This is a genomic window from Enterobacter sp. 5-4, from assembly GCF_000612205.1.
Classification (GTDB): Bacteria; Pseudomonadota; Gammaproteobacteria; order Enterobacterales; family Enterobacteriaceae; genus Enterobacter; species Enterobacter roggenkampii.
In genome coordinates, this window is sequence record NZ_JFHW01000036.1 from 248,506 (window position 1) to 270,093 (window position 21,588).

General features: G+C 56.8%; 18 protein-coding genes and 4 tRNA genes. 11 read left to right on the forward strand and 11 right to left on the reverse strand.

Features of this window, described 5'->3' with window-relative positions; all coding sequences use genetic code 11:
* Positions 1-78: 78 nt before the first annotated feature.
* Complete coding sequence (gene sbcB, locus AA74_RS0121165; protein WP_369796356.1) at positions 79-1,515, reverse strand: exodeoxyribonuclease I; 1,437 nt, start codon at positions 1,513-1,515, stop codon at positions 79-81.
* A 198-nt stretch (positions 1,516-1,713) separates the two neighbouring features.
* On the opposite strand from sbcB, the gene dacD reads away from it, so the two are divergent.
* The 4 genes from dacD to AA74_RS0121185 all read left to right on the forward strand — a co-directional run bounded on the left by dacD (position 1,714) and on the right by AA74_RS0121185 (position 5,118).
* Positions 1,714-2,880: a serine-type D-Ala-D-Ala carboxypeptidase DacD gene (gene dacD / locus AA74_RS0121170; RefSeq protein WP_008499464.1), complete on the forward strand. Its 1,167-nt coding sequence runs from the start codon at positions 1,714-1,716 to the stop codon at positions 2,878-2,880.
* Positions 2,881-2,999: 119 nt separating this feature from the next.
* Complete coding sequence (gene sbmC / locus AA74_RS0121175; RefSeq protein ID WP_008499465.1) at positions 3,000-3,473, forward strand: DNA gyrase inhibitor SbmC; 474 nt, start codon at positions 3,000-3,002, stop codon at positions 3,471-3,473.
* 92 nt (positions 3,474-3,565) lie between these two features.
* Entirely contained in the window at positions 3,566-4,624 is a 1,059-nt protein-coding gene (locus AA74_RS0121180; protein WP_025913309.1) for an FUSC family protein, read from the forward strand.
* Positions 4,625-4,782: 158 nt separating this feature from the next.
* On the forward strand, positions 4,783-5,118 hold the full coding sequence (locus AA74_RS0121185) for a DUF496 family protein (protein ID WP_008499467.1): 336 nt from the start codon (positions 4,783-4,785) through the stop codon (positions 5,116-5,118).
* Positions 5,119-5,165: 47 nt separating this feature from the next.
* On the opposite strand, the gene AA74_RS0121190 is transcribed toward AA74_RS0121185, so the two are convergent.
* Positions 5,166-5,501 carry a gamma-glutamylcyclotransferase family protein gene (locus AA74_RS0121190; RefSeq protein WP_025913311.1) on the reverse strand — a complete coding sequence of 112 codons (336 nt, stop codon included), beginning with the start codon at positions 5,499-5,501 and terminating at the stop codon, positions 5,166-5,168.
* A gap of 53 nt (positions 5,502-5,554) precedes the next feature.
* Positions 5,555-5,630 (reverse strand) — tRNA-Asn (locus AA74_RS0121195).
* A 162-nt stretch (positions 5,631-5,792) separates the two neighbouring features.
* Here AA74_RS0121195 and emmdR point away from each other — a divergent pair.
* Both emmdR and AA74_RS0121205 read left to right on the forward strand, forming a co-directional pair.
* Positions 5,793-7,247 carry a multidrug efflux MATE transporter EmmdR gene (gene emmdR, locus AA74_RS0121200; RefSeq protein WP_021241423.1) on the forward strand — a complete coding sequence of 485 codons (1,455 nt, stop codon included), beginning with the start codon at positions 5,793-5,795 and terminating at the stop codon, positions 7,245-7,247.
* A 103-nt stretch (positions 7,248-7,350) separates the two neighbouring features.
* Positions 7,351-7,426 (forward strand) — tRNA-Asn (locus tag AA74_RS0121205).
* A gap of 145 nt (positions 7,427-7,571) precedes the next feature.
* Here AA74_RS0121205 and AA74_RS0121210 read toward each other — a convergent pair.
* The 3 genes from AA74_RS0121210 to shiA form a co-directional block, all read right to left on the reverse strand.
* On the reverse strand, positions 7,572-9,344 hold the full coding sequence (locus tag AA74_RS0121210; protein WP_025913312.1) for an aminopeptidase P family protein: 1,773 nt from the start codon (positions 9,342-9,344) through the stop codon (positions 7,572-7,574).
* A gap of 18 nt (positions 9,345-9,362) precedes the next feature.
* Positions 9,363-10,817 (reverse strand): AMP nucleosidase, encoded by a 1,455-nt coding sequence (locus AA74_RS0121215; RefSeq protein WP_023325602.1) that lies wholly within the window; start codon positions 10,815-10,817, stop codon positions 9,363-9,365.
* Between the two features lie 73 nt (positions 10,818-10,890).
* Positions 10,891-12,204, reverse strand: coding sequence for a shikimate transporter (gene shiA, locus AA74_RS0121220; RefSeq protein WP_025913314.1), 1,314 nt, complete (start codon positions 12,202-12,204; stop codon positions 10,891-10,893).
* Positions 12,205-12,395: 191 nt separating this feature from the next.
* Here shiA and ldtA point away from each other — a divergent pair, with 191 nt between their 5' ends.
* Positions 12,396-13,295: a L,D-transpeptidase gene (gene ldtA, locus AA74_RS0121225; protein ID WP_025913316.1), complete on the forward strand. Its 900-nt coding sequence runs from the start codon at positions 12,396-12,398 to the stop codon at positions 13,293-13,295.
* 144 nt (positions 13,296-13,439) lie between these two features.
* Here the strand turns inward: ldtA and AA74_RS0121230 are convergent.
* A tRNA-Asn gene (locus tag AA74_RS0121230) sits at positions 13,440-13,515 on the reverse strand.
* Positions 13,516-13,835: 320 nt separating this feature from the next.
* Between AA74_RS0121230 and nac the strand changes: the two genes are divergently transcribed.
* Both nac and cbl read left to right on the forward strand, forming a co-directional pair.
* Entirely contained in the window at positions 13,836-14,753 is a 918-nt protein-coding gene (gene nac / locus AA74_RS0121235) for a nitrogen assimilation transcriptional regulator NAC (protein WP_008499475.1), read from the forward strand.
* Between the two features lie 96 nt (positions 14,754-14,849).
* The gene (cbl, locus tag AA74_RS0121240; RefSeq protein WP_025913317.1) at positions 14,850-15,800 is read left to right on the forward strand and encodes an HTH-type transcriptional regulator Cbl; all 951 of its coding nucleotides are present in this window, start codon (positions 14,850-14,852) and stop codon (positions 15,798-15,800) included.
* A gap of 43 nt (positions 15,801-15,843) precedes the next feature.
* Here the strand turns inward: cbl and AA74_RS0121245 are convergent, their stop codons facing one another.
* On the reverse strand, positions 15,844-16,452 hold the full coding sequence (locus AA74_RS0121245; protein WP_032667639.1) for a glutathione S-transferase family protein: 609 nt from the start codon (positions 16,450-16,452) through the stop codon (positions 15,844-15,846).
* A gap of 170 nt (positions 16,453-16,622) precedes the next feature.
* On the opposite strand from AA74_RS0121245, the gene AA74_RS0121250 reads away from it, so the two are divergent.
* Complete coding sequence (locus tag AA74_RS0121250) at positions 16,623-17,534, forward strand: LysR substrate-binding domain-containing protein (RefSeq protein WP_025913319.1); 912 nt, start codon at positions 16,623-16,625, stop codon at positions 17,532-17,534.
* Positions 17,535-17,542: 8 nt separating this feature from the next.
* Here AA74_RS0121250 and AA74_RS0121255 read toward each other — a convergent pair whose 3' ends face one another.
* Entirely contained in the window at positions 17,543-18,481 is a 939-nt protein-coding gene (locus tag AA74_RS0121255; protein ID WP_025913320.1) for a LysR family transcriptional regulator, read from the reverse strand.
* A gap of 141 nt (positions 18,482-18,622) precedes the next feature.
* Here AA74_RS0121255 and AA74_RS0121260 point away from each other — a divergent pair, with 141 nt between their 5' ends.
* Positions 18,623-19,012: a RidA family protein gene (locus AA74_RS0121260; protein WP_025913321.1), complete on the forward strand. Its 390-nt coding sequence runs from the start codon at positions 18,623-18,625 to the stop codon at positions 19,010-19,012.
* Positions 19,013-19,144: 132 nt separating this feature from the next.
* Here AA74_RS0121260 and AA74_RS0121265 read toward each other — a convergent pair.
* Together AA74_RS0121265 and AA74_RS0121270 are read right to left on the reverse strand one after the other, a co-directional pair.
* Positions 19,145-19,220: transfer RNA gene (locus tag AA74_RS0121265), tRNA-Asn, on the reverse strand.
* Between the two features lie 164 nt (positions 19,221-19,384).
* A complete protein-coding gene (locus AA74_RS0121270) occupies positions 19,385-21,574 on the reverse strand; it encodes a TonB-dependent siderophore receptor (protein WP_025913322.1) in 2,190 nt (729 codons plus the stop codon).
* Positions 21,575-21,588: the final 14 nt, after the last annotated feature.

Genomic DNA, 21,588 nt, shown 5'->3' on the forward strand with positions numbered 1-21,588 from the left:
CGTAGGCCGGCGTAAGCGCCGCGGCACCGGGCAAAAAAAAGCCGGAGACATCGCCTCCGGCTTTTTTATACCCATCGATCAAACTATCTCTTGTGCGTACTGGAACAGGGATTTCAGCAGCGCCTGTTTCTCAGCATTCCCTTCATACTGGCCGTAAAGCATCTCCAGCTCCTGTGCATAGCTGTGCAGGTACTCTGGCGTAAACACGTTGCGACGATGCTGCAGCCAGCGTTCCTGCTCGGCTTCATCCAGCGTGCCGGGGTAATTACGCGCGCGGTAATTAAACATCAGCTTTTCGATGCGCTTATCGGCGAAGGTGATATCCAGCGCCGGTAAGTTGCGCGGCTCTGTTTGCAGAACGATATTCATGGCCGCGCGATCGGCATCGCTGAAGAAACCGTTATAGAGTTGGGCGTCCACGTTTTCAGACGGCACGAACGGCTCGGCTTCGGCAAAAATGGCCACGACTTTCTCGCGCACCTGCGGATTTTCACGCAGCACTTTGAGATTATCGAGGCAGTGCTGGCGGTTAATGCCCAGCCTGTCAGCATCTTCCGGGCGTAGCGTATTCGCCTGCGCCAGGACCGGACATTTATTGATATGCACCAGTTTGACCGGCACCGCCGGCAGATCGCCGAGCTCGTTTTTCGGGGTATAAAGCCGTTCGCGTAGGGTATCGCTGTCGAGTTCGAGCAGCGGTGAAATATCGCCCGCCAGGTCCACCATGATGACCGCATTACGGTTATCCGGGTGCCACGCCAGCGGCGCAACCCAGCTGGTATTGCCGCGCCAGGCGCCAAACATGCCGGAGATATGCACCAGGGGCTTCATCTGCGGTACGTCGATAAGGGTCATGAGCTTCTGCTTGCTTCGGTGGCTCAGCAGATATTCAAACAGCCGGGGCTGTGCGGTTTTCACCAGCTTCGCCATGGCAATGGTGGCATAGACGTCCGCCATCGCGTCGTGGGCATTGCTGTGCTCGATACCGTTGGCGCGCGTCAGGTGTTCCAGCCGGAAGCTGGTCAGCCCTTCCTCATTTTCCGGCCAGTGAATGCCCTCAGGACGCAGGGCGTAGCAGGCGCGCATGATGTCGAGTAAATCCCAGCGTGAATTGCGGTTCTGCCAGCTCCAGGCATAGGGATCGTAGAAGTTGCGATAGAAGATGTTGCGCGTCACTTCGTCATCGAAGCGGATGTTGTTGTAACCGACCACGCAGGTATTGGGAACGGTAAACAGGTCGTGGATGCGGCGGGCGAATTCTGCCTCGTTAACGCCTTTTTCCCGCGCTTCCTGAGGGGTGATCCCGGTGACCATCACCGCGCCGGGCTGAGGCAGGTAATCATCCGCGGGCTTGCAGTAAAAGACCTCAGGCTCGCCGATGATGTTGAATTCGTCGTCGGTACGGATGGCGGCAAACTGCGCCGGTCGGTCCAGCGCCGGATGCGTGCCAAAGGTTTCGTAGTCATGAAATAAAAAAGTCGGGCGAGCGGCAGAGTCAGACACCAGTAATACCATCCTGTTAAAAAATGACGTCACTATGGTAAACGATCGTGCGGGTCAGACCGAATAAAAAGCACCGCCGCGTCGCAAATTTGCGCGCCAGCTTCAGAGAAAAATCTGCGTTCTGTCACATTTTTTTGCAATTAAGCCAGGTAACGACATCAGAACTCCCGTAAAAAGGTCATCGATTTTTAATGACCTGAGGATATACCGTTGAAACGCCGTCTGTTTATTGCTGTTTCTTTACTCGCTTCGAGTGTCTCATCTGCTTTTGCGGCCGAACCACTGGATTTTTCGCCGCAGCCTCCGGCCATTCAGGCTGGCTCCTGGGTGCTGATGGATTACACGACTGGTCAGATTTTAACGGCGGGCAACGAACATCAACAACGTAATCCGGCGAGCCTGACCAAGCTGATGACGGGTTATGTGGTGGATCGGGCCATTGATAGCCACCGCATTACCCCGGATGACATCGTCACCGTAGGGCGCGATGCGTGGGCAAAAGGGAACCCGGTGTTTGACGGTTCGTCGCTGATGTTCCTGAAGGAGGGCGATCGCGTCACCGTGCGCGATCTGAGCCGCGGCCTGATTGTCGATTCCGGCAACGACGCCTGCGTGGCGCTGGCCGATCACGTGGCGGGCGGGCAGCCGCAGTTCGTGAAGATGATGAACGACTATGTGCAGAAGCTGAACCTGCGTGATACCCACTTCGAAACCGTCCACGGGCTGGACGCGCCGGGCCAGCATAGCTCGGCGTATGACCTGGCCGTTCTCTCCCGGGCCATTATCCACGGTGAGCCCGAGTTTTATCATATGTACAGCGAAAAGAGCCTGACCTGGAACGGGATCACCCAGCAGAACCGTAACGGCCTGCTGTGGGATAAGACCATGAACGTAGACGGGCTGAAAACGGGGCATACCTCGGGGGCCGGCTTTAACCTGATTGCGTCTGCTGTTGACGGTCAGCGTCGTTTGATTGCCGTTGTAATGGGAGCGGACAGCCCGAAAGGGCGTGAGGACCAGGCCCGAAAACTGCTGCACTGGGGGCAGCAGAATTTCGATACGGTGCAGATCCTGCATAACGGAAAAAAAGTGGGAACGGAGCGCATCTGGTACGGCGACAAGGAGCAGGTAAAACTGGGCACCGACCAGGACTTCTGGCTGGCCTTGCCGAAAGCGGAGGTGCCCAACATCAAAGCCAAATACGTGCTGGATAAAAAAGAGCTGGAAGCGCCGATTGCCGCGCATCAGCGTGTCGGGGAGATCCAGCTTTACGATCGCGACAAGGTGGTAGCCCACTGGCCGCTGGTCACGCTGGAAGCCGTTGATAAAGGCGGCCTGTTCTCTCGTCTGAGCGATTATCTGCATCACACGCTTTAACCGCCGATGAGCAGACTGGCAGGGTTGCGAGTCTGCTCACATAATAAACACTCCTCGTTTGCTGATAATGATAATCCAGTTTTATAGTGTATAAATATACAGTGATAAGCGGAGGCAGCATGGACTACAGCATTACGCAGCAACAGAAACGTAAGATTGCCGGTTTTCATTTGGTCGGTCCGTGGGAACACACGGTAAAACAGGGCTTTGAACAGCTGGTCATGTGGGTCGACGGGCGTCACATTGAGCCGCTGGAGTGGGTGGCGGTCTACTACGATAACCCCGATGAGGTCCCGGCCGAAAAACTGCGCTGCGATACGGCCGTTACCGTACCGGACGATTTTGTGATCCCGGAAAACAGCGAAGGCGTCATGATGACGGAAATCGCGGGAGGGGATTATGCCGTGGCGACGGCGCGTGTGGAAAACTATGACTTTGCCACGCCGTGGTATCAGTTCTTCAATTCCCTGCTGCAGGACAATAAGTATCAAATGGCGCTCAAACCCTGCTTCGAGCGCTACCTGAATGACGGCAACGCGGACGGCTACTGGGATATTGAAATGTATATCGCGGTTGAGCACAAACCGGTTTAGGCCTGCTGAATAAAGGGTTTTTCAGCCGGGACCGTTCCGCCCGGCTGAAAACACAGTACAATTGTGATTTGCCGTGTAGCTGGAGAGCGGGTGTGCGTCCCGACAAATCATTAACCCCTTTTGAAATTCGATTGTATAAACACTACCGCGTGATGCACGGGTGTCGCATCGCGCTGGCGTTCGTGTTGACGTTTGTCCTGGTCCGCTTGCTGGATGTTCCGGAAGGGACGTGGCCGCTGATCACGCTGGTGGTGGTGATGGGGCCCATCTCGTTTTGGGGCAACGTTGTCCCGCGCGCCTTCGAGCGTATTGGCGGGACCGTGTTAGGTTCGGCCCTGGGGCTAATCGCCCTGAAGCTGGAACTTATCTCGTTTCCGGTCATGCTGATATGGTGCGGTGCCGCCATGTTCCTGTGCGGCTGGCTGGCGTTGGGTAAGCGTCCTTATCAGGCGCTGCTGATTGGTATTACGCTTGCGGTGGTGGTCGGCGCACCCGCCGGGGATATGACCACGGCGCTGTGGCGAAGCGGGGATGTCATTCTGGGTTCACTGCTCGCCATGCTGTTTACCGGCATCTGGCCGCAGCGGGCTTTTCTGCACTGGCGTATCCAGATGGCCAACTATGTCACCGCGTTTAACCGCGTCTATCAGGCCGGTTTTTCCCCTAATCTGGTTGAACGCCCCCGGCTGGAAAAGCATCTGCAAACCATCCTCAACGACGTGGTCAAAATGCGCGGCCTGATCGCGCCCGCCAGCAAAGAGACCCATATTCAAAAAGCGATTTTCGAAGCCATCCAGACGGTAAGCCGCAACCTGGTGTGCATGCTTGAACTGCAAATCAACGCGCACTGGGCCTCTCGCCCGAGCCATCTGTTGATGCTTAACGCGCAGACCCTCAAAGAGACCCAGCAGATGACGCAGCAAACGCTGTTGACCATCGCTCATGCGCTCTACGAAGGTAACCCGCAGCCGATACTGGCAAACAGCGAGCGGCTGAATGAGATCGTTGCGGAGCTGAAGCAGTTAATCAATGAGCGGCAGGGCGATAACGTGGCGGAAACGCCCATTCATGGCTATGTCTGGCTGAGTATGGAACTGGCGCGACAACTTGAGCTGCTATCGCATCTGATTTGTCGGGCGCTGCGCAAATAAAACGCGGATGTGACGCCTGCTGCTTCGATTCAGCAGCAATTGGGGTTATGATAGGTTTAAACGATATACTCATTGTCATTCGCAGCCGCTGTCAGTAAGGTTATTGTTACAATGGTTGCTTTAACGAATCCGAATCTCACATTATCAGGGGTGTAAAAATGGAAACTACCAAGCCTTCGTTCCAGGATGTTCTGGAATTCGTCCGCCTGTTCCGCCGCAAAAACAAGCTGCAGCGTGAAATCCAGGACGTTGAGAAGAAGATCCGTGACAACCAGAAACGTGTTCTGCTGCTCGACAACCTGAGCGACTACATCAAGCCAGGCATGAGCGTTGAAGCTATTCAGGGCATTATCGCCAGCATGAAGAGCGACTATGAAGACCGTGTTGATGATTACATCATCAAAAACGCTGAACTGTCCAAAGAGCGTCGCGACATCTCTAAGAAGCTGAAAGTGATGGGCGAAATCAAAAACGGCGAAGCAAAAAGCGAGTAATCGCAGCGAATCGTGAAAAAGGCTCTCTGGTGACAGAGAGCCTTTTTTTATGACTCAGAACGTGGCTGTAGCTGATAAATCCAGGCTTGAACCTGCTTGCCTTCAGTGGTGGTCACCGTGACCTCAACCCGGTCATAGCCGTCTTCAAACTCATCCAGCATTTGCCAGTGTGCGGAAAGGTTATCAGAGATAAACAGATAGCCTTCGACGCGCGGTCCATCAGAGTGGAGGACAATCCCGGGAAAGTCTGCCGCCGCACCCCAGCCGCGTTCGTAGAACGTACCGGAGACGAAACCGGCCAGCCATTCACCGCCGATGTTTTCAAGGATATGCGCATTAGAATGGCCCGGGCGCAGCGTGCCGTAGACAAACAGAGCGTTCATTTTCCCTCATCCGCAAAGCAAAAAGCCTGCTTTAAAAGCAGGCTTTTTAAATTTGGCTCCTCTGACTGGACTCGAACCAGTGACATACGGATTAACAGTCCGCCGTTCTACCGACTGAACTACAGAGGAATCGTTGTGGAGGCTTATCTTAGCGGCGAAAAAACTTTTGTCAAACCTGATCTTAGGGAAAATCGACTGTTTGCTGATTCTGTCGTCAGTTTGTTGTAATTCCACACATCTTTTTTCAGGAAAATACTTTGCAGGATGAGCATTTCTCCCCCATCATTTGAAATGGAGTTTCAACTTTTCTCGCTAAGGTCCATTTTGAACGTCACTGCCTCCTTACGCCAGGCGATCGCGCGCACGCCATGGTATGCAAAACGTAAAAGCTATCGTGTCCTGTTCTGGCGTGAAATCACCCCTCTTGCTGTGCCTATCTTCCTGGAAAATACCTGCGTTCTGCTGATGGGGGTACTGAGCACCTTCCTGGTGAGCTGGCTGGGGAAAGAGGCGATGGCGGGGGTCGGGCTGGCGGACAGCTTTAACATGGTGGTGATGTCATTTTTTGCTGCCATCGATCTCGGGACGACGGTGGTGGTGGCTTTTAGCCTCGGCAAGCTCGATCCCAAACGTGCGCGCGAGGCAGCCCGCCAGTCGCTGATGATCATGACTGTCTTTTCGATTGTTCTGGCGGCGGTGATTCACTATTTCGGTAAAGAGATTATCGATTTTGTCGCCGGGGAAGCCACGAACGAGGTTAAAGACCTGGCGCTGACCTATCTGGAGATGACCGTCATCAGCTATCCGGCGGCGGCTATCGCCCTGATTGGCAGCGGCGCGCTGCGCGGGGCAGGTAACACCAAAATTCCGCTCCTGATCAACGGCGGAATGAATATCCTGAATATCATCATCAGCAGCGTGCTGATCTACGGCGTGTTCTCGTGGGACGGGCTGGGGTTCGTCGGCGCCGGACTGGGGCTAACCATTTCACGCTATATCGGTGCGGCGGCGATTATCGGCGTGCTGATGGCGGGGATTACTCCCTCGCTGCGCCTCACGCTGAAGAGCTATTTCCGCCCCTTTAACTTCGCCATTATCTGGGAAGTGATGGGGATCGGCATTCCCGCCAGTATTGAGTCGGTGCTGTTTAACGGCGGGAAGCTGCTGACGCAGATGTTTGTCGCCGGGATGGGCACCGACGTTATCGCCGGTAACTTCATCGCCTTTTCTATCGCCTCGCTGATTAACCTGCCGGGTAACGCGCTGGGTTCGGCCTCGACTATCATTACCGGGAAACGGCTCGGGAAAGGGCAGATCGGCCAGGCTGAGCGGCAGCTGCGCCACGTTTTCTGGCTGTCGACCATTGGACTGACCGTGATTGCCTGGGGAACGGCGCCGTTTGCCGGGCTGATGGCCTCGTTCTATACCCACGAAGAGGACGTTAAAGAGGTCGTTAAAATCCTCATCTGGCTCAATGCGGCCTTTATGCCCATCTGGGCGGCCTCATGGGTACTGCCAGCCGGGCTGAAGGGCGCGCGTGACGCCCGCTTTGCGATGTGGGTGTCGATGCTCGGCATGTGGGGATGTCGCGTTGTGGCGGGGTATACGCTCGGGGTGATGCTCGGATGGGGCGTGGTTGGCGTCTGGCTGGGTATGTTCCTGGACTGGGCCGTACGGGGCGCGCTGTTCTACTGGCGCATGGTCAGCGGGCGCTGGCTGTGGAAATACCCGCGGAAAAATGCCTGACAATTGCGCGAAGTGGAGAATAAATCGGCAATCGATCGGAAATATGCATTCTGCCTTTGACATCATGGGGGAGCATCGATAATATGCGCCCCGTTCACACGATTCCTCTGTAGTTCAGTCGGTAGAACGGCGGACTGTTAATCCGTATGTCACTGGTTCGAGTCCAGTCAGAGGAGCCAAATTTAAAAAGCCTGCTTTTAAAGCAGGCTTTTTGCTTTTCTGCGTCGGGTAGAATTGTCGGGTGGCGGCTTCGCCTTACCCGACCGACAAAAACCTCGAATCGTAGGCCGGGTAAGGCGAAGCCGCCACCCGGCAAAAGCCGCACTATCCGTTCACACGAACCGGTGCCGTCGCCTCTTCCAGCCACGAACGCGCATCGCTGTTCACCCGTGGTGACAGCGCCTCACGCACCTGCTGGTGATACGCATCCAGCCACGCTTTTTCCTGTTCGCTCAACAGATCCAGCTCGACCTGGCTTAAATCAATCGGGATCAGCGTCAGCGAGGCAAATTTACAGAATCCCGGACGGCTCTCCACAATCTCCACCTGGTTTTCAATGCGAATCCCGTGGCTATCGCCCAGATAGTAGCCAGGTTCAATCGTCATGATATTGCCCGCCACCAGCGGCCACGGGTTGACCTTTTTGGCGATGCGATGCGGATTCTCATGGATCAGAAGCTGATGCCCCACGCCATGCCCTGTGCCGTGATCGTAATCCAGCCCCATCTCCCACAGCGGACGACGCGCGAAGGCATCCAGCTGATGCCCCTGAGTGCCAGAGGGGAACTGCAGGGTAATGAGCGACAGAAAGCCTCTCAGCACGGCGGTGTAGTGCAGGCGCTGCTGCGGGTCGACCTTACCCCATGCCAGCGTGCGCGTGGCGTCGGTGGTGCCGTTAACGTACTGACCGCCGGAATCGTTCAGGTAAAAATGATCATGGCCGATGGGCTTGTTGCTGGCCTCGCTCGAATGATAGTGGCACATCGCCGCATTGCTCGAAGAGGCGGAGATGGTCGCAAAGCTTTGCTCGATAAACCCGGGCTGCTGTTTACGGAACGCGAGCTGCTGCGCCTGCACTTCCAGCTCGGTGAGCGGATTTCCTGCCGCCTCGCGCAGCGGCACTTCGCGGCTCAGCCAGGCCAGGAAGTTGACCCAGGCGGCACCGTCCTGGTGATGGCACGCGCGATACCCAGCCAGCTCGATCGGGTTTTTGGTGGCCTTCATCAGGGTGATGGGATCGGTTCGCCAGACAATCTCTCCCCGTGGTTCAATGGCAAAGCGCAGGGCGACCGGAGCGGAATCTGCATCAACCATCACCCGTTTGCCTGCAGCAATCTGCTGACAGCGTTCGATGAAGGCGTCCTGCGGCGCAATGGTAAACGCATCGCGCACCTCTTCAGGCAGGGCGCCGAGCTTGTTGTCGTTTACAAACCACTCAACGTGGCCGTCACGACTCAGCAGGGCAAATGAGAGCGGTACCGGACTGGTTGGGATATCTGAGCCCCTTACGTTGAGCAGCCATGCAATGTTATCCGGCAGCGTAACGGCCAGATAATCAGCATTGTTCGCGGCCAGCACGGCAGCGACGCGCTGACGTTTGTCCTGGCTGCTTTCACCGCTTACTTCAACCGGCATTTCACGAATAAGCCCCGCCGGTGCGGCAGGGCGATCGGTCCATAAGGCGTCAAACGGCGAAACCTTCAGCGGTACCAGCTTGCACGGCGTGGCGGACAGTTGCTCAAACTCCGTATTGGTCATCAGCAGTGCGTCAAAACCGATGCGCGTGCCTGCCTCCACGTTTTCTGTCAGCCATTCAGCCAGCGGCTCGTTGTGCAGGTGGTGAATTTCAATCTCGTCCAGATTCACCTGAACGCGGGCCTGCACCTGATAGCGCCCGTCGACGAACAGCAGCGCTTTATCCTTCAGTACCAGCGCGACGCCGGCAGAACCGTCAAAGCCCGTCAGCCAGGCCAGCTTTTCGTCGTAGGGCGCGCAGTATTCGCTCTGCCACGCATCCGCACGCGGGACGATCATCCCGTCGAGATGGCTGGCCTCAAGCCAGTGGCGCAGGGCAGAGAGCGGAGATGTGCTGGACATGGTTATTCCTTATCGTTATTAGCGGAACGGCGGCTCGTTGAAGGTGCGCAGCTTGCGGGAATGCAGTCTGTCACCTTCCGCCCGAAGCAGGTCGATGGCGCGAATGCCAATTTGCAGATGCTCTGAGATAGCCCCTTCATAGAAACGGTTGGCCTGGCCCGGCAGCTTAATTTCGCCGTGCAGCGGCTTATCGGAGACGCACAGCAGCGTGCCGTACGGGACGCGGAAGCGATAGCCCTGTGCGGCGATGGTGGCGCTCTCCATATCAATGGCCACCGCGCGGCTCAGGTTGAACCGCAGCGCGGAGGCTGAGTAACGCAGCTCCCAGTTGCGGTCATCCGTCGTGACGACCGTACCGGTGCGCAGGCGCTGCTTAACTTCTTCACCCGGCATGCCGCTGACCGCTTTGGTGGCGTCATACAGCGCGCGCTGCACTTCGGCGATGCTCGGGATTGGGATATCCGGCGGCAGCACCGCATCAAGCACATGGTCATCGCGCAGATAGGCGTGGGCGAGCACGTAGTCGCCAATCAGCTGGCTTTCACGCAGGCCGCCGCAGTGACCAATCATCAGCCACACGTCAGGGCGCAGTACCGCCAGATGGTCGCAGATGGTTTTGGCGTTCGAGGGGCCGACGCCAATGTTAATCAACGTAATGCCCTGACCGTCGGCGGTGATCAGGTGCCAGGCCGGCATCTGATGCTTTTTCCATGCCAGATCGGAGATGGCCTGCTCGGGGGCTTCGGTCTCTGCGGTGATCCAGATCCCGCCCGCGCAGGAGAGTGCAATATACGGGCTTTCCGGGTCGAGGATCTGGCTGCAGCCCCAGCGGACAAACTCGTCGACGTAGCGGGTGTAGTTGGTAAAGAGCACGAACGGCTGAAAATGTTCAGCGGGCGTACCGGTGTAGTGGCGCAGTCGCGCCAGGGAGAAATCGACCCGGCGGGCGTCAAAGTGCGACAGAGGAGAAAATTCTGCCGGGTGATAAATCCCGTCGGCGGTCTCATCGCCAATCTGCGACAGTTCCGTCGTCGGGAAGTGGCGGGTCAGCCCCGCGCTCATGGAGCGGTCAAGGGTTAACGCCGAACCGTCAATTACGTACGGGTACGGGATCTCATGCTGTGAAGGCTCCACGGCAATGTGCGCGCCGTAATCCTGGTACAGCAGCGTGAGCTGCTCTTCCAGATAGGGGCGGAACAGCGCAGGGCGGGTGACGGTGGTGCTGTAGCAGCCGGAGTGGGTAAAACGGGCATAGGCACGGGTTTTCGGTGTTGTGCTGGCGCTGCCGTCCCAGGTCACAGAGAGCGATGGATAAACAAAAAGGCCCTCGGTTCTGGCCTTTTGGTCGGGAAGTTTCCCTGTTTCGATATATTCGCTGATGGCGCTGCGCAGCGCATTGACGGACTGTTCATACAGCGCGTCGAGTTTTTCCAGCGCCTGAGCCGGGGTCAGGCTGGAGCCCTTATTATTCATCTCTGTCTCCTTGTTCCACAGGTGTGCGACTCTACCCGATAGTATGTCACACGCCTGTGAAACAAAAGGGCGATCAGGTGTGGCGGGGCTCTTTCATCACCAGCGCCGTCGCAGCAGAGAGCAGGCAACCGGCCAGCAGATAAATCGCCACGCTGTGCCAGTTTCCGCCGGAGAAGGTCACCAGCGCGGCGGCAATAAATGGCGTAAACCCGCCGCCGACCACGCTTGCAACCTGGTAACCCACGCCCGCGCCGCTGTAGCGGTAGCTGGCGCCGAACAGTTCGGTAAACATCGGCTGCTGGACGCAGACCACCATGTCGTGAGCGACGTTGGCGAGCATGATGGCGAAGAAGACAATCCAGAATATCGACTGCGCCTCCAGCGCCATAAAGAATGGCCAGGCGCTGAGGGTTCCCACCAGCGCCCCGGTGATATAGACGCGACGGCGGCCAAAGCGGTCCGCCAGCCAGGCGAAGCAGGGGATGGTCAGGCAGCTGATCCCGCCAACCACCAGACCGATATTCAGGAACAGTTCACGCGGCAGGCCGAGATTCTGCGTCGAGTAGTTCAGGGCAAACGCGGTGACGATATACATCGTCAGCAGTTCACACAGGCGCAGGGCAATAATTTTCAGAAAAGCGCCAGGATGCCGGACGAGTGCCTCCATGACCGGCAGCCTTTTTTTGACGGCCGGTTTTTCCTGCTGCTTTTCGAACTCTGCCGACTCCTCCATGCCGTTACGGATCCACAGCGCGGCGATGACCAGCACGATGCTGAAGATGAACGGAATGCGCCAGCCCCAGCTCAGGAACTGCTCGTCGGTGGTGAGCTGGCTGATCAAGGAGACCAGCCCGGTAGAAAGGAGCAGACCCACGCCGTATCCGATCTGCACGCCGCTGCTGTAAAACGCTTTCTTATTTTTGGGCGCGCTCTCAACGGATAGCAGCGCCGCGCCGCCCCATTCACCGCCCACGGCGAAGCCCTGAATCGCCCGTAATGTCACCAGCAATGCCGGTGCCCACCAGCCAATCGCGGAAAACGACGGGAGAATGCCAATCAGCGCCGTGGCGATCCCCATCATCCAGACGGTAAGCATCAGCATGCGCTTGCGGCCGAGGCGGTCGCCAAAGTGGCCGAAGATCACCCCGCCCAGCGGGCGAAACAGAAAACCGACGCCGAAGGTGGCAAACGCGGCGAGGGTGCCCATCGCGGGGCTGACCTGCGGAAAAAATTCGCGGTTAAACACCAGCGCGGCGGTAATGCCGTAGAGCAGAAAATCATACCAGTCGACGACGGCACCCGCGAAGCTGCCGAGTGCGGCGCGGCGGGCACGATTGAGCGAAGGTGTCTCCTCGTTGGGATGTGTGGAGGTGAGAGTGGAGTCCATAGTTGTCCTGTCTGCACTGATTTTTAATTATTGGTATAAGAAAAGGTCACTCACATAGCGGCCGTCATATAAACGGAACCTATGAGACTACCGCGACAGGGGGCCTGTGCAAACTGATTTTATTTCCTGATGGGTAATGCAAAACGGCTACGCTATGCTTACTAAAGAGCAAAGCGACTGAGGAAGGGAATATGTGTCGTAAAAAGGCGTTGGGCTGTCTTGCTGCGTTACTCATCAGCCAGAGCGTGCAGGCGGTGAGCTATCCTTTACCGCCGGCGGGCAGTCGCCTGGTGGGGAGCTCGCAGGTCATTACCGTGCCGGATCATAATACGTTACCGCTTGAGGCGTTTGCCGCGCAGTACGGGCAGGGGTTGAGCAATATGCTGGAAGCGAACCCGGGCGTGGATCCTTTTTTGCCCAAATCCGGCACCCGGCTGGTCATTCCCCAGCAGCTGATTTTGCCCGACACCGTTCGCGAGGGGATTGTCGTTAACGTGGCGGAAATGCGTCTCTACTATTACCCGCCGGGCAGCAATACCGTTGAAGTGCTGCCCATCGGCATCGGTCAGGCCGGGCGCGAAACCCCGCGTAACTGGGTAACGGCGGTTGAACGTAAGCAGGTGGGACCCACCTGGTCTCCGACGCCCAATACGCGCCGTGCCTATGCGGCAGAGGGAAAAACGCTGCCTGCCTTCGTGCCCGCCGGGCCGGATAACCCGATGGGGCTGTATGCAATCTATATCGGCAGGCTGTATGCCATACACGGCACAAACTCCAATTTCGGCATCGGGCTGCGGGTGAGCCAGGGCTGTATTCGTCTGCGCAATAACGACATCAAATACCTTTTCGATAATGTTCCCGTCGGCACTCGCGTACAGCTTATCGATCGGCCCGTTAAAGTTACCACGGAGCCGGACGGCAGCCGCTGGGTGGAGGTTCACGAGCCGTTATCACGTAACCGCGCGGAATTTGAATCGATCCGAAAAGTGCCGCTGCCGATATCGGCCGCGCTGCGGACAGAGTTGATCAACGAGGGTGCAGGTGCTGAGCTGGAACGGCGGTCGGGGATACCGGTGAAGCTCGGCAATTGAGGACATTCTCGCCGGGTGGCGGCGTTGCCTTACCCGGCCTACGATTCGAGGTTTTTGTCGGTCGGGTAAGGCGCAGCCGCCACCCGAAATTTTACCCGACGCAGAAAAGCAAAAAGCCTGCTTTAAAAGCAGGCTTTTCAAATTTGGCTCCTCTGACTGGACTCGAACCAGTGACATACGGATTAACAGTCCGCCGTTCTACCGACTGAACTACAGAGGAATCGTGTGAACGGGGCGCATATTATCGACCTGCGTCTCCCTTGTCAAAGGGTGGATCAACGCCTTTTGATCGTTTGCTGACAAAATCGGCAAAGTGGCGTTTTTGACAGCGGAATGCACCGCTTTGGTGCGGATATACCTCTAATGGGGCAGATCATAAACTGCTGTTTCGGTAATAAAACCCCCCTCCATGATTAGGTTTCCTTATTTTCAGGCGCTTAGCGCCCGATTCAGACCGCCTGGTAAAAGTGGCATTCATATTGCAAAACCTGTTCAACAACGACAGCCGGTTCCGGCACAGCATTTCGAACAGGGGGCAAAATGAACTTAAGACGACTGAAATACTTCGTAAAAATCGTCGATATCGGCAGCCTGACTCAAGCAGCAGAAGTGCTGCATATCGCGCAGCCTGCGCTGAGCCAGCAGGTGGCTACTCTGGAAGGCGAGATGGATCAGCAGCTGTTGATCCGCACCAAACGCGGCGTCACGCCAACGGAAGCCGGAAAAATTCTCTATACCCATGCGCGCACGATTCTGCGCCAGTGCGAGCAGGCGCAGCTGGCGGTGAATAACGTGGGCCAGACCCTGAGCGGACACGTTTCTATTGGCCTGGCGCCGGGAACGGCCGCGTCCTCTATTACCATGCCGCTGCTGCAGGCCGTTCGCGCTGAGCTGCCTGAAGTGCTGGTGTACCTGCACGAAAACAGCGGGTCTGTACTGAATGACAAACTGCTCAACGGCCAGTTGGACATGGCGGTCCTTTACGATCGCTCCCCGGTGGCCGGGATCACCAGCCAGCCGCTGCTGAAAGAAGATCTCTACCTCGTGGGCACCCGCGACTGTCCGGGCCAGAGTGTCGACCTTACCGCCGTGGCAGAGATGAACCTCTATCTGCCGCGCGACTACAGCGCCGTGCGCGTGCGCGTGGACGAAGCGTTCTCCCTGCGCCGTCTGACGGCCAAAATCATCGGCGAAATTGACTCGATCTCCACGCTGACCGCAGCCATTGCCAGCGGCATGGGCGTCACCGTGCTGCCGGAATCCGCCGCGCGTTCGCTGTGCAGCGCGGCAAACGGCTGGATGGCGCGGATCACCACGCCTTCCATGAGCCTGCCGCTCTCGCTGAACATGTCCGCACGCGGTTCGCTGTCGCCACAGGCGCAGGCGGTAAAAGAGATTCTGATGTCGCTGGTCAGCAAGCCATCGCTTGAGAACCGTGAGCTCCAGCTCGTGAGCTGATATTCCATAAAAGCATAAGATGCTGGTTTTTATTATTTGTTCTGCAGCTCGGCTGACTCTAACAATAGAGCTATGTCAGATGCGCCGGAGTGAATCGTGAATTTCCAGCAGCTTAAAATTATCCGTGAGGCGGCCAGGCGGGACTACAACCTGACCGAGGTCGCCAATATGCTTTATACCTCTCAGTCCGGCGTCAGCCGCCATATCCGCGAGCTGGAAGAGGAGCTGGGCATAGAGATCTTTATCCGTCGCGGCAAGCGGCTGCTCGGCATGACGGAGCCGGGTAAAGCATTGCTCACCATCGCTGAGCGGATCCTCAACGAGGCCAGCAACGTGCGTCGCCTGGCGGATCTCTTCACCAATGACGCCTCCGGCGTGCTTACCATTGCCACCACCCACACCCAGGCGCGCTACAGCCTGCCGCCGGTGATTAAAGCGTTCCGCGAACTTTTCCCTGACGTCCGTCTGGAGCTTATCCAGGGCACGCCGCAGGAAATTGAAGGGCTGCTGCAAAACGGTGGGGCGGATATCGGTATCGCCAGCGAACGCCTGAGCAACGACCCGCTGCTGGTGGCGTTCCCGTGGTTCCGCTGGTATCACAGCTTACTGCTCCCGGTCGATCATCCGCTGAATCAGGTCTCTCCCCTGACGCTGGAAGACGTTGCGAAATGGCCGCTCATTACTTATCGCCAGGGAATCACGGGACGCTCGCGCATAGATGAAGCCTTCAATCGTAAAGGGTTAACGCCCGACATCGTGCTGAGCGCGCAGGATTCAGACGTGATCAAAACCTACGTCGAACTGGGTCTGGGCATTGGGCTGGTGGCGGAACAGTCCAGCGGAGAACGCGAGGACGGGAACCTGGTGCGTCTTGACACGCGTCATCTGTTTGACGCCAACACCGTATGGCTTGGCCTGAAGCGCGGACAGCTGCAGCGTAACTATGTGTGGCGCTTTATCGAGCTCTGCAACGCCGGGCTGTCGGTGGATGAGATTAAACGCCAGGTGATGGAGCCGGAAGAAGTGGCGATTGATTATCAGATTTAGGTGCGGGTTTGCCCGGTGGCGCTGCGCTTACCGGGCTCTGCATTTAATTGAACGGATATTTTTTGAAGGCCGGCTGCGATTCGAATGATTCGGCAAACGCCTGAATCGTTCTAAAATCCGCTGCGTTAACGACCTGCGGGATCATCGACTGAATAAATGTCCAGACAACCGTGCTCGTGACGGCAACCTGATCGGGAACGGCGGTGGCGGGACGCCCCTCCAGTAAGGTATTCCATTCCCTGCAGGCCGCCAGCAGCTGGATTGTAATGCGTTCGACCCATGAAACGTGCTGCTTTTCCACCGGGCGCAGGTTGTGTTCATACACATTTTGCACCGCTTTTTCAGCGGCGGCGAGAATAAAGCCCAGCGTCTGAAGATCGTTTGCCTGCGCATCCGGCGAGACGGGCAGAAGTCTCCGCTCGGGGTCGGCCTGAGCCTCAAAATAATTCAGAATCAGCGAGGAATCCATCAGACGTATTCCGTTATCCAGAACCAACGTCGGGGCTTTTACCGCGGGGTTGATCCGGGAGAATGCGTTGAAGGTGCTAAAGACTGACAGCGGCTGGCTTTCAAACTCAACCCCATAAAGCTCAAGGGAGATCGCCACGCGCCGTACATAAGGTGAATCCATCATGCCAACAAGCTTAATCATCTTTCCCGTTTTCCTGTCTGTGTGAAAGAACGCGTCATTGAAAAGGATGACCCGACATTACAATACAATTTGCATGGCGAATATCTTCAGTATCTTACCGTAAGGGTTAGTATTACTGACATATGGTCAGGTTGCCGCTGTATATCCAGCGCAGATAAGAAAGTGCTTTCATGTCGGATTTTCCACCCATTGCCAGTTTGCGAAGCTTTGAAGCCGTCGCCCGTCTTGGCAGCGTGACGCTGGCGGCGAAAGAACTCCACGTTACCCATTCCGCTATCAGCCAGCAGATCAAAACGCTGGAGGAGATGGTGGGCGTAAAGCTGTTTATCCGTCAGGGGCGAGGAGTGCAGATCAACGAAGAAGGGCGGCTCTATGCCTTACAGGTACGCGAAGCGTTGAACCACATCGCGGATGCCACCCGGCTCGTGCAGGTGAAGCCGAGAAAGCAGGAGTTGACGCTGGCGATGGTGCCGTCATTTGGATGCCACTGGTTATTACCGCGTCTGGAACGCTTTCGGGCGAAGTATCCGCTTATTACCCTGCGGATCCAGGCCAGTCTGACGGTCACCAGCCTGCAGCAGGAAGGGATAGATATCGCGATACGGATGGGGCAGGGAAACTGGGAAGGGAGTGAAAGCCATTACCTTTTTTCCGATGAGCTTATTGTGGTGGCCGCACCGGGCTATAACGGGGGCGTGTTGCCCGCTACGCCAGCGGAGATTGCAAAGAGTCATATTATTTTCTCCATGGAGTCGTGGAAAACGTGGTGCGTGAATGCGGGGCTGGAGAAAGAGATCGTGCCTGGCGGTTTATGTATTAACGACTCCAATATCATTATCGAAGCCGTCCGGCTCGGGAAAGGTATCGCGCTGGAGCGTCGCTCTCTGGTTCAGGATGCCATCACCCGAGGTGAACTGGTCCAGCTAACCTCCATCACTGCGCCATATCCCTGGCCTTACTGGCTGGTGACGGCGCAGCCAAAGGAGGAGAAGCCGGAGGTGGGGTTTTTTGAGGCGTGGCTGGATGAGGAGGTGGCGGCCTGGCGGCGAGCGGTGAGTGCTGTGGAAAGTAACCAACCCTAATGAGCGAATCAGGGGCTGGTAGGGAGTGACTTATTATTGGAATTAGGGACATGCTGCTGCATCAATTCAACGATCCAATCAATAAAAACGCGCAGTCTGGCGTTGACGTGGCGGTTAGGCGGAAATGCCAGGTACAGGGGCATTGGCTTAATACGCCAATGTTCGAATAGCCGAATCAAGGAACCACAAGCCTGATGCGCTTCTGCCATATAGACCGGCAGCGCAATCACGCCTAACCCGGCTAATCCAGCTTCGAGGTAAGCATTGCCATCATCCACGGCAAGGACATAGCTGCCCGTGATTTCAATATGTTCACTCTCACTGCGCAGTACCAGAGGATCAATCTTACCGGTGCGCGAGGACAAGAACCCTACAATGCGATGGTCGGTGTTTTCCAGCTCTCGCGGGTGCGCAGGGGCGCCGAGGCGTTCCACATAGCTCGGTGCGACGTAAACGCCGATGTGCAAATCGCCGACGTGGCGTGCGATCAGGGACTGGTCGTTGATTTCGCCACCGCGCAGGACGCAATCCACGTTGTCGCCGATCAGATCCACCACCCGGTCGCTCACGCCCATATCGAACTGGATATCCGGGTAGCGTGCATGGAAAGCCGGTAGCGCCGGCACCAGGATGAGGCGGGCCAGCGGACTGGGCACGTCTACCCGTAGCCGTCCTCTGGGCGTCATCGTCGCGCTGGACAGGCTGTTTTCAGCATCTTCCATGTCTGCCAGCAGGCGGATGACGCGTTCGTAGTAGACCGCGCCATCGGGGGTCACACCGAGCCTGCGGGTGGTGCGATGGAGCAATTTGACGCGCAGGCGCGCTTCCAGCTGCTGAATGAGCTGCGTCACCGTGGTTTTGCTCATATGAAGCGTTTGGGCAGCCTTTGTGAAACTACCTGCCTCAACCACGCGAGCAAAGGCGCGCATCGCGTCGAAACGATCCATTCCTTATCCTCTCTTTTCACCGATTGTTTGGATATTACAAACAATGATGGACAAAGTCGCTTGTTTATCCGCCCGATCTGGTGCCTGTAAAGTGTCTGTATGTTCAACGGGCAGATTTCGCCCCATTGCAAAGGTACTAACATGACAACTCGCGAAGCCGTTTTTCCCTTCGGACGGCAGGCGCTCTATGAGCGCAATCGGTATTCGCCCGCCATCAAATCTAACGGCTTTCTGTTTGTTTCGGGGCAGGTTGGTAGCCGGGAGGATGGTTCGCCTGAAGAGGATATAAAAGCGCAGATCCGTCTGGCGTTTGATAACCTTAATGCTGTTCTCACGGCTGCGGGCTGCACGTTCGATGACGTGGTTGACGTTACCCTTTTTGTCGTCGATCCCGAGTCAAACCTCGACGCTATCTGGAGCATCCTGCCAGAATATTGGGGTGAAGCGCCTTACCCTACCTTGACCGGGATCGGCGTGACGTGGCTGTACGGATTCCAGTTTGAGATAAAGGTGATTGCCCGGCTGCCCTGAGCGTTACGGGTCCTTCCGCCAGTTGAAAGATAAGACAGGTCCCGTAGGTCGGGTAAGGCGAAGCCGCCACCCGACAATTTTACCCGACGCAGAAAAGCAAAAAGCCTGCTTCAAAAGCAGGCTTTTCAAATTTGGCTCCTCTGACTGGACTCGAACCAGTGACATACGGATTAACAGTCCGCCGTTCTACCGACTGAACTACAGAGGAATCGTGTGAACGAGGCGCATAGTAGCGACCTCAGTTCGCCTTGTCAAAGGGTGAAATCGCGCTTTTTTTTCGTTTGCCGACAATTTCAGCAAATCGCTGATTTTATAGTAAATTTGCTTCGAAATTACACAGCAAAATGCGCCGCCCGCAGGCGGCGCTCAGGATTAGAACAGAACGGAGTAGTTCAGACCAAACGTCCGCCCACGGCCTTTATAGGTATACAGACCCGGTGCACCGTAGGTTGGGCTATACAGCCCCGGCGCGCGCTGGCCCCAGGCGGTGGTGTAGTCTTTGTCCAGCAGGTTCTCCACGCTGAAGCTGACTTTACCCACCGGCAGGGCGTAGCTGCCCAGGAAGTCGACCGTGTTATAGCCATCGATCTTCTTGCCGTCGGCGTCAGAGACGTCAAAGGTCTGCGTGCTCTGCACGCGCAGGGTCCAGTCGCCCGGCGCCCAGTTGACCCACGCGCTGGCTTTCGACGGGCTGGCGCTGTCTACCGTCAGCTTCTCCCATTTCCCGTTTTCGCGAGTTTCCGACTTAATGGCGTTAAAGTTCGCGCCCGTGCTCCAGTCGCTGTCGGTGAAGAAGTAGTCCACCTGACCTTCCACCCCGTAGATACGACGCTTGTCGTCTTCCAGGTTAATGGTCATGTCCGTCTTGTTGATGGTGATGGTTTTATCCGAGAGCGAGTAATACGCCGCAACCTGGGTGCGCAGGTTATCCCCGGTGTAGCGCCAGCCCAGCTCATAAGCGTTGACCTTGATACCGTCCAGCTTCGAGTCGTTGACGTTGACGCTGTTCAGCAGGCGATAGTGACCGTTGCTGAGCTGATAGGTCCCGGAGCCGTAGTACTTCGCCAGGTCCGGGATTTCGAAGCCCTGGGAGAAGTTAAACCACACCTGCTGCTGTTCGGTCAGCCGACCGAGGATCCCGGCGTTAAACAGGAAGTTGTTGTAATCGGTTTTCCCGCCCGGCACCGCGTCGGCGGAGGTGGCTTTCCCGGTAGCGATGGCCTGCTGCTGGGTGTAACCGACAAAGTCGTCCACCTTGTTCTCGGTGTACTGGTAGCGCACGCCGCCGCTCAGGGTGATGGCGTCAATATCATAGCTGGCCTGCAGGAACGGGGCGAGGTTGGTGATGCTGTAGCCCGGGTAGCGGCCCACGTTGTAGGCGTTATCCAGCTCCATGCCGCCACTTGCCGCAGCTTTTTTCAGGTTGAAGAACTGCTGGTTGGCGTCGAAGGTTTCGTGGTCGGCATCCATACCCCAGGTCAGCGTCAAATCGTCCACCGGCTTGCTGTTCAGCGTCAGCTTGCCGCCGTAGAAATCGGTTTTCTGCTGCGACGCGCCGATGCTGGTGACCACGCCTTTGGTCAGGGTCGGGAACGGATAGTAGGTCAGGCTCTCGTCGCGATAGTAAATCTGCGCGACCAGATCCTGGCCCCAGAAGTCGGTATTGGAGTACTGCAGGTTAATCAGATGGCGCTCGGTACCCGGCACGCGGTCAGAATCGAGGTTACCTTTGTTGTACGCGGTCGCATCCCCCGTGACCGCCGAGAAGTTCTTCCCGAGATAGAGACCATGCTTGCCGTCGGACTCGCTCTTGTAGTACTGGGTCGTCAGCTGCAGCTGCTGATGATCGTCGATGTTGAGGGTGCCTGTGCCCATCACGTCGATACGGTCAGAATACTGTAAGCCGGTCTGGGTGTTATCAATGATCACCTCGTCGCCGTTGCCGTCATACCAGCCGCCGTAGCGCTGATACGACACCGACAGACGACCGGACGCGTGATCGTTGCCGCCGCTGACCGCTGCCGATACGTTCTCATCATGGTCGTTGTGGCTGTTAAACCCGCTTTTAGCCCCGGTCTGGAATTCGACTTCGGTCTCAGGCTGGCCTTTTTTGGTGACGATGTTCACCAGACCGCCGGTACTGCCGCCGCCGTAGAGTGACGTGGCGCCGGAGATAACCTCGATACGGTCAATGTTGAACGGATCGATAGAGTCGAGCTGGCGGCTGTCGCTGCGGGACGAGTTCAGGCGCACGCCGTCCACCATCACCATCATGGAGCGGCCGCGCAGGTTCATGCCGTAGTTGGTACGCCCCTGGCTGCTGACGTCCATGCCCGGAATCAGCTGCGCCAGCACTTCTTTAATCTCTTTCCCGCCCTGAACCTGCTGCTCAATTTCAGCCCGCTCAATGACCCAGGTGGTCTGCGCCATCTCCGCCACGCTGCGGTGCGCGCGGCTGGCGGAGACCACGATATTTTCTTCCTTTTGTTCTTCCGCCCACGCAGAGGTAGAAAGCATTGCAAGCAAGCAAGGATTTAAAACCCAAAGATGAGAACGTTTCATTGTTATGTTGACCC

Excerpts from the sequence above, each read along its gene's own strand:
- shiA (WP_025913314.1), bottom strand. The coding sequence starts at position 12,204 with ATGGACTCCACTCTCACCTCCACACATCCCAACGAGGAGACACCTTCG.
- AA74_RS0121270 (WP_025913322.1), bottom strand. The coding sequence starts at position 21,574 with ATGAAACGTTCTCATCTTTGGGTTTTAAATCCTTGCTTGCTTGCAATG.
- AA74_RS0121185 (WP_008499467.1), top strand. The coding sequence starts at position 4,783 with ATGGAAACTACCAAGCCTTCGTTCCAGGATGTTCTGGAATTCGTCCGC.
- sbcB (WP_369796356.1), bottom strand. The coding sequence starts at position 1,515 with ATGGTATTACTGGTGTCTGACTCTGCCGCTCGCCCGACTTTTTTATTT.
- AA74_RS0121190 (WP_025913311.1), bottom strand. The coding sequence starts at position 5,501 with ATGAACGCTCTGTTTGTCTACGGCACGCTGCGCCCGGGCCATTCTAAT.
- AA74_RS0121210 (WP_025913312.1), bottom strand. The coding sequence starts at position 9,344 with ATGTCCAGCACATCTCCGCTCTCTGCCCTGCGCCACTGGCTTGAGGCC.
- AA74_RS0121250 (WP_025913319.1), top strand. The coding sequence starts at position 16,623 with ATGTCGGATTTTCCACCCATTGCCAGTTTGCGAAGCTTTGAAGCCGTC.
- AA74_RS0121260 (WP_025913321.1), top strand. The coding sequence starts at position 18,623 with ATGACAACTCGCGAAGCCGTTTTTCCCTTCGGACGGCAGGCGCTCTAT.
- emmdR (WP_021241423.1), top strand. The coding sequence starts at position 5,793 with ATGGAGTTTCAACTTTTCTCGCTAAGGTCCATTTTGAACGTCACTGCC.
- AA74_RS0121255 (WP_025913320.1), bottom strand. The coding sequence starts at position 18,481 with ATGGATCGTTTCGACGCGATGCGCGCCTTTGCTCGCGTGGTTGAGGCA.
- sbmC (WP_008499465.1), top strand. The coding sequence starts at position 3,000 with ATGGACTACAGCATTACGCAGCAACAGAAACGTAAGATTGCCGGTTTT.
- ldtA (WP_025913316.1), top strand. The coding sequence starts at position 12,396 with ATGTGTCGTAAAAAGGCGTTGGGCTGTCTTGCTGCGTTACTCATCAGC.
- AA74_RS0121245 (WP_032667639.1), bottom strand. The coding sequence starts at position 16,452 with ATGATTAAGCTTGTTGGCATGATGGATTCACCTTATGTACGGCGCGTG.
- nac (WP_008499475.1), top strand. The coding sequence starts at position 13,836 with ATGAACTTAAGACGACTGAAATACTTCGTAAAAATCGTCGATATCGGC.
- AA74_RS0121215 (WP_023325602.1), bottom strand. The coding sequence starts at position 10,817 with ATGAATAATAAGGGCTCCAGCCTGACCCCGGCTCAGGCGCTGGAAAAA.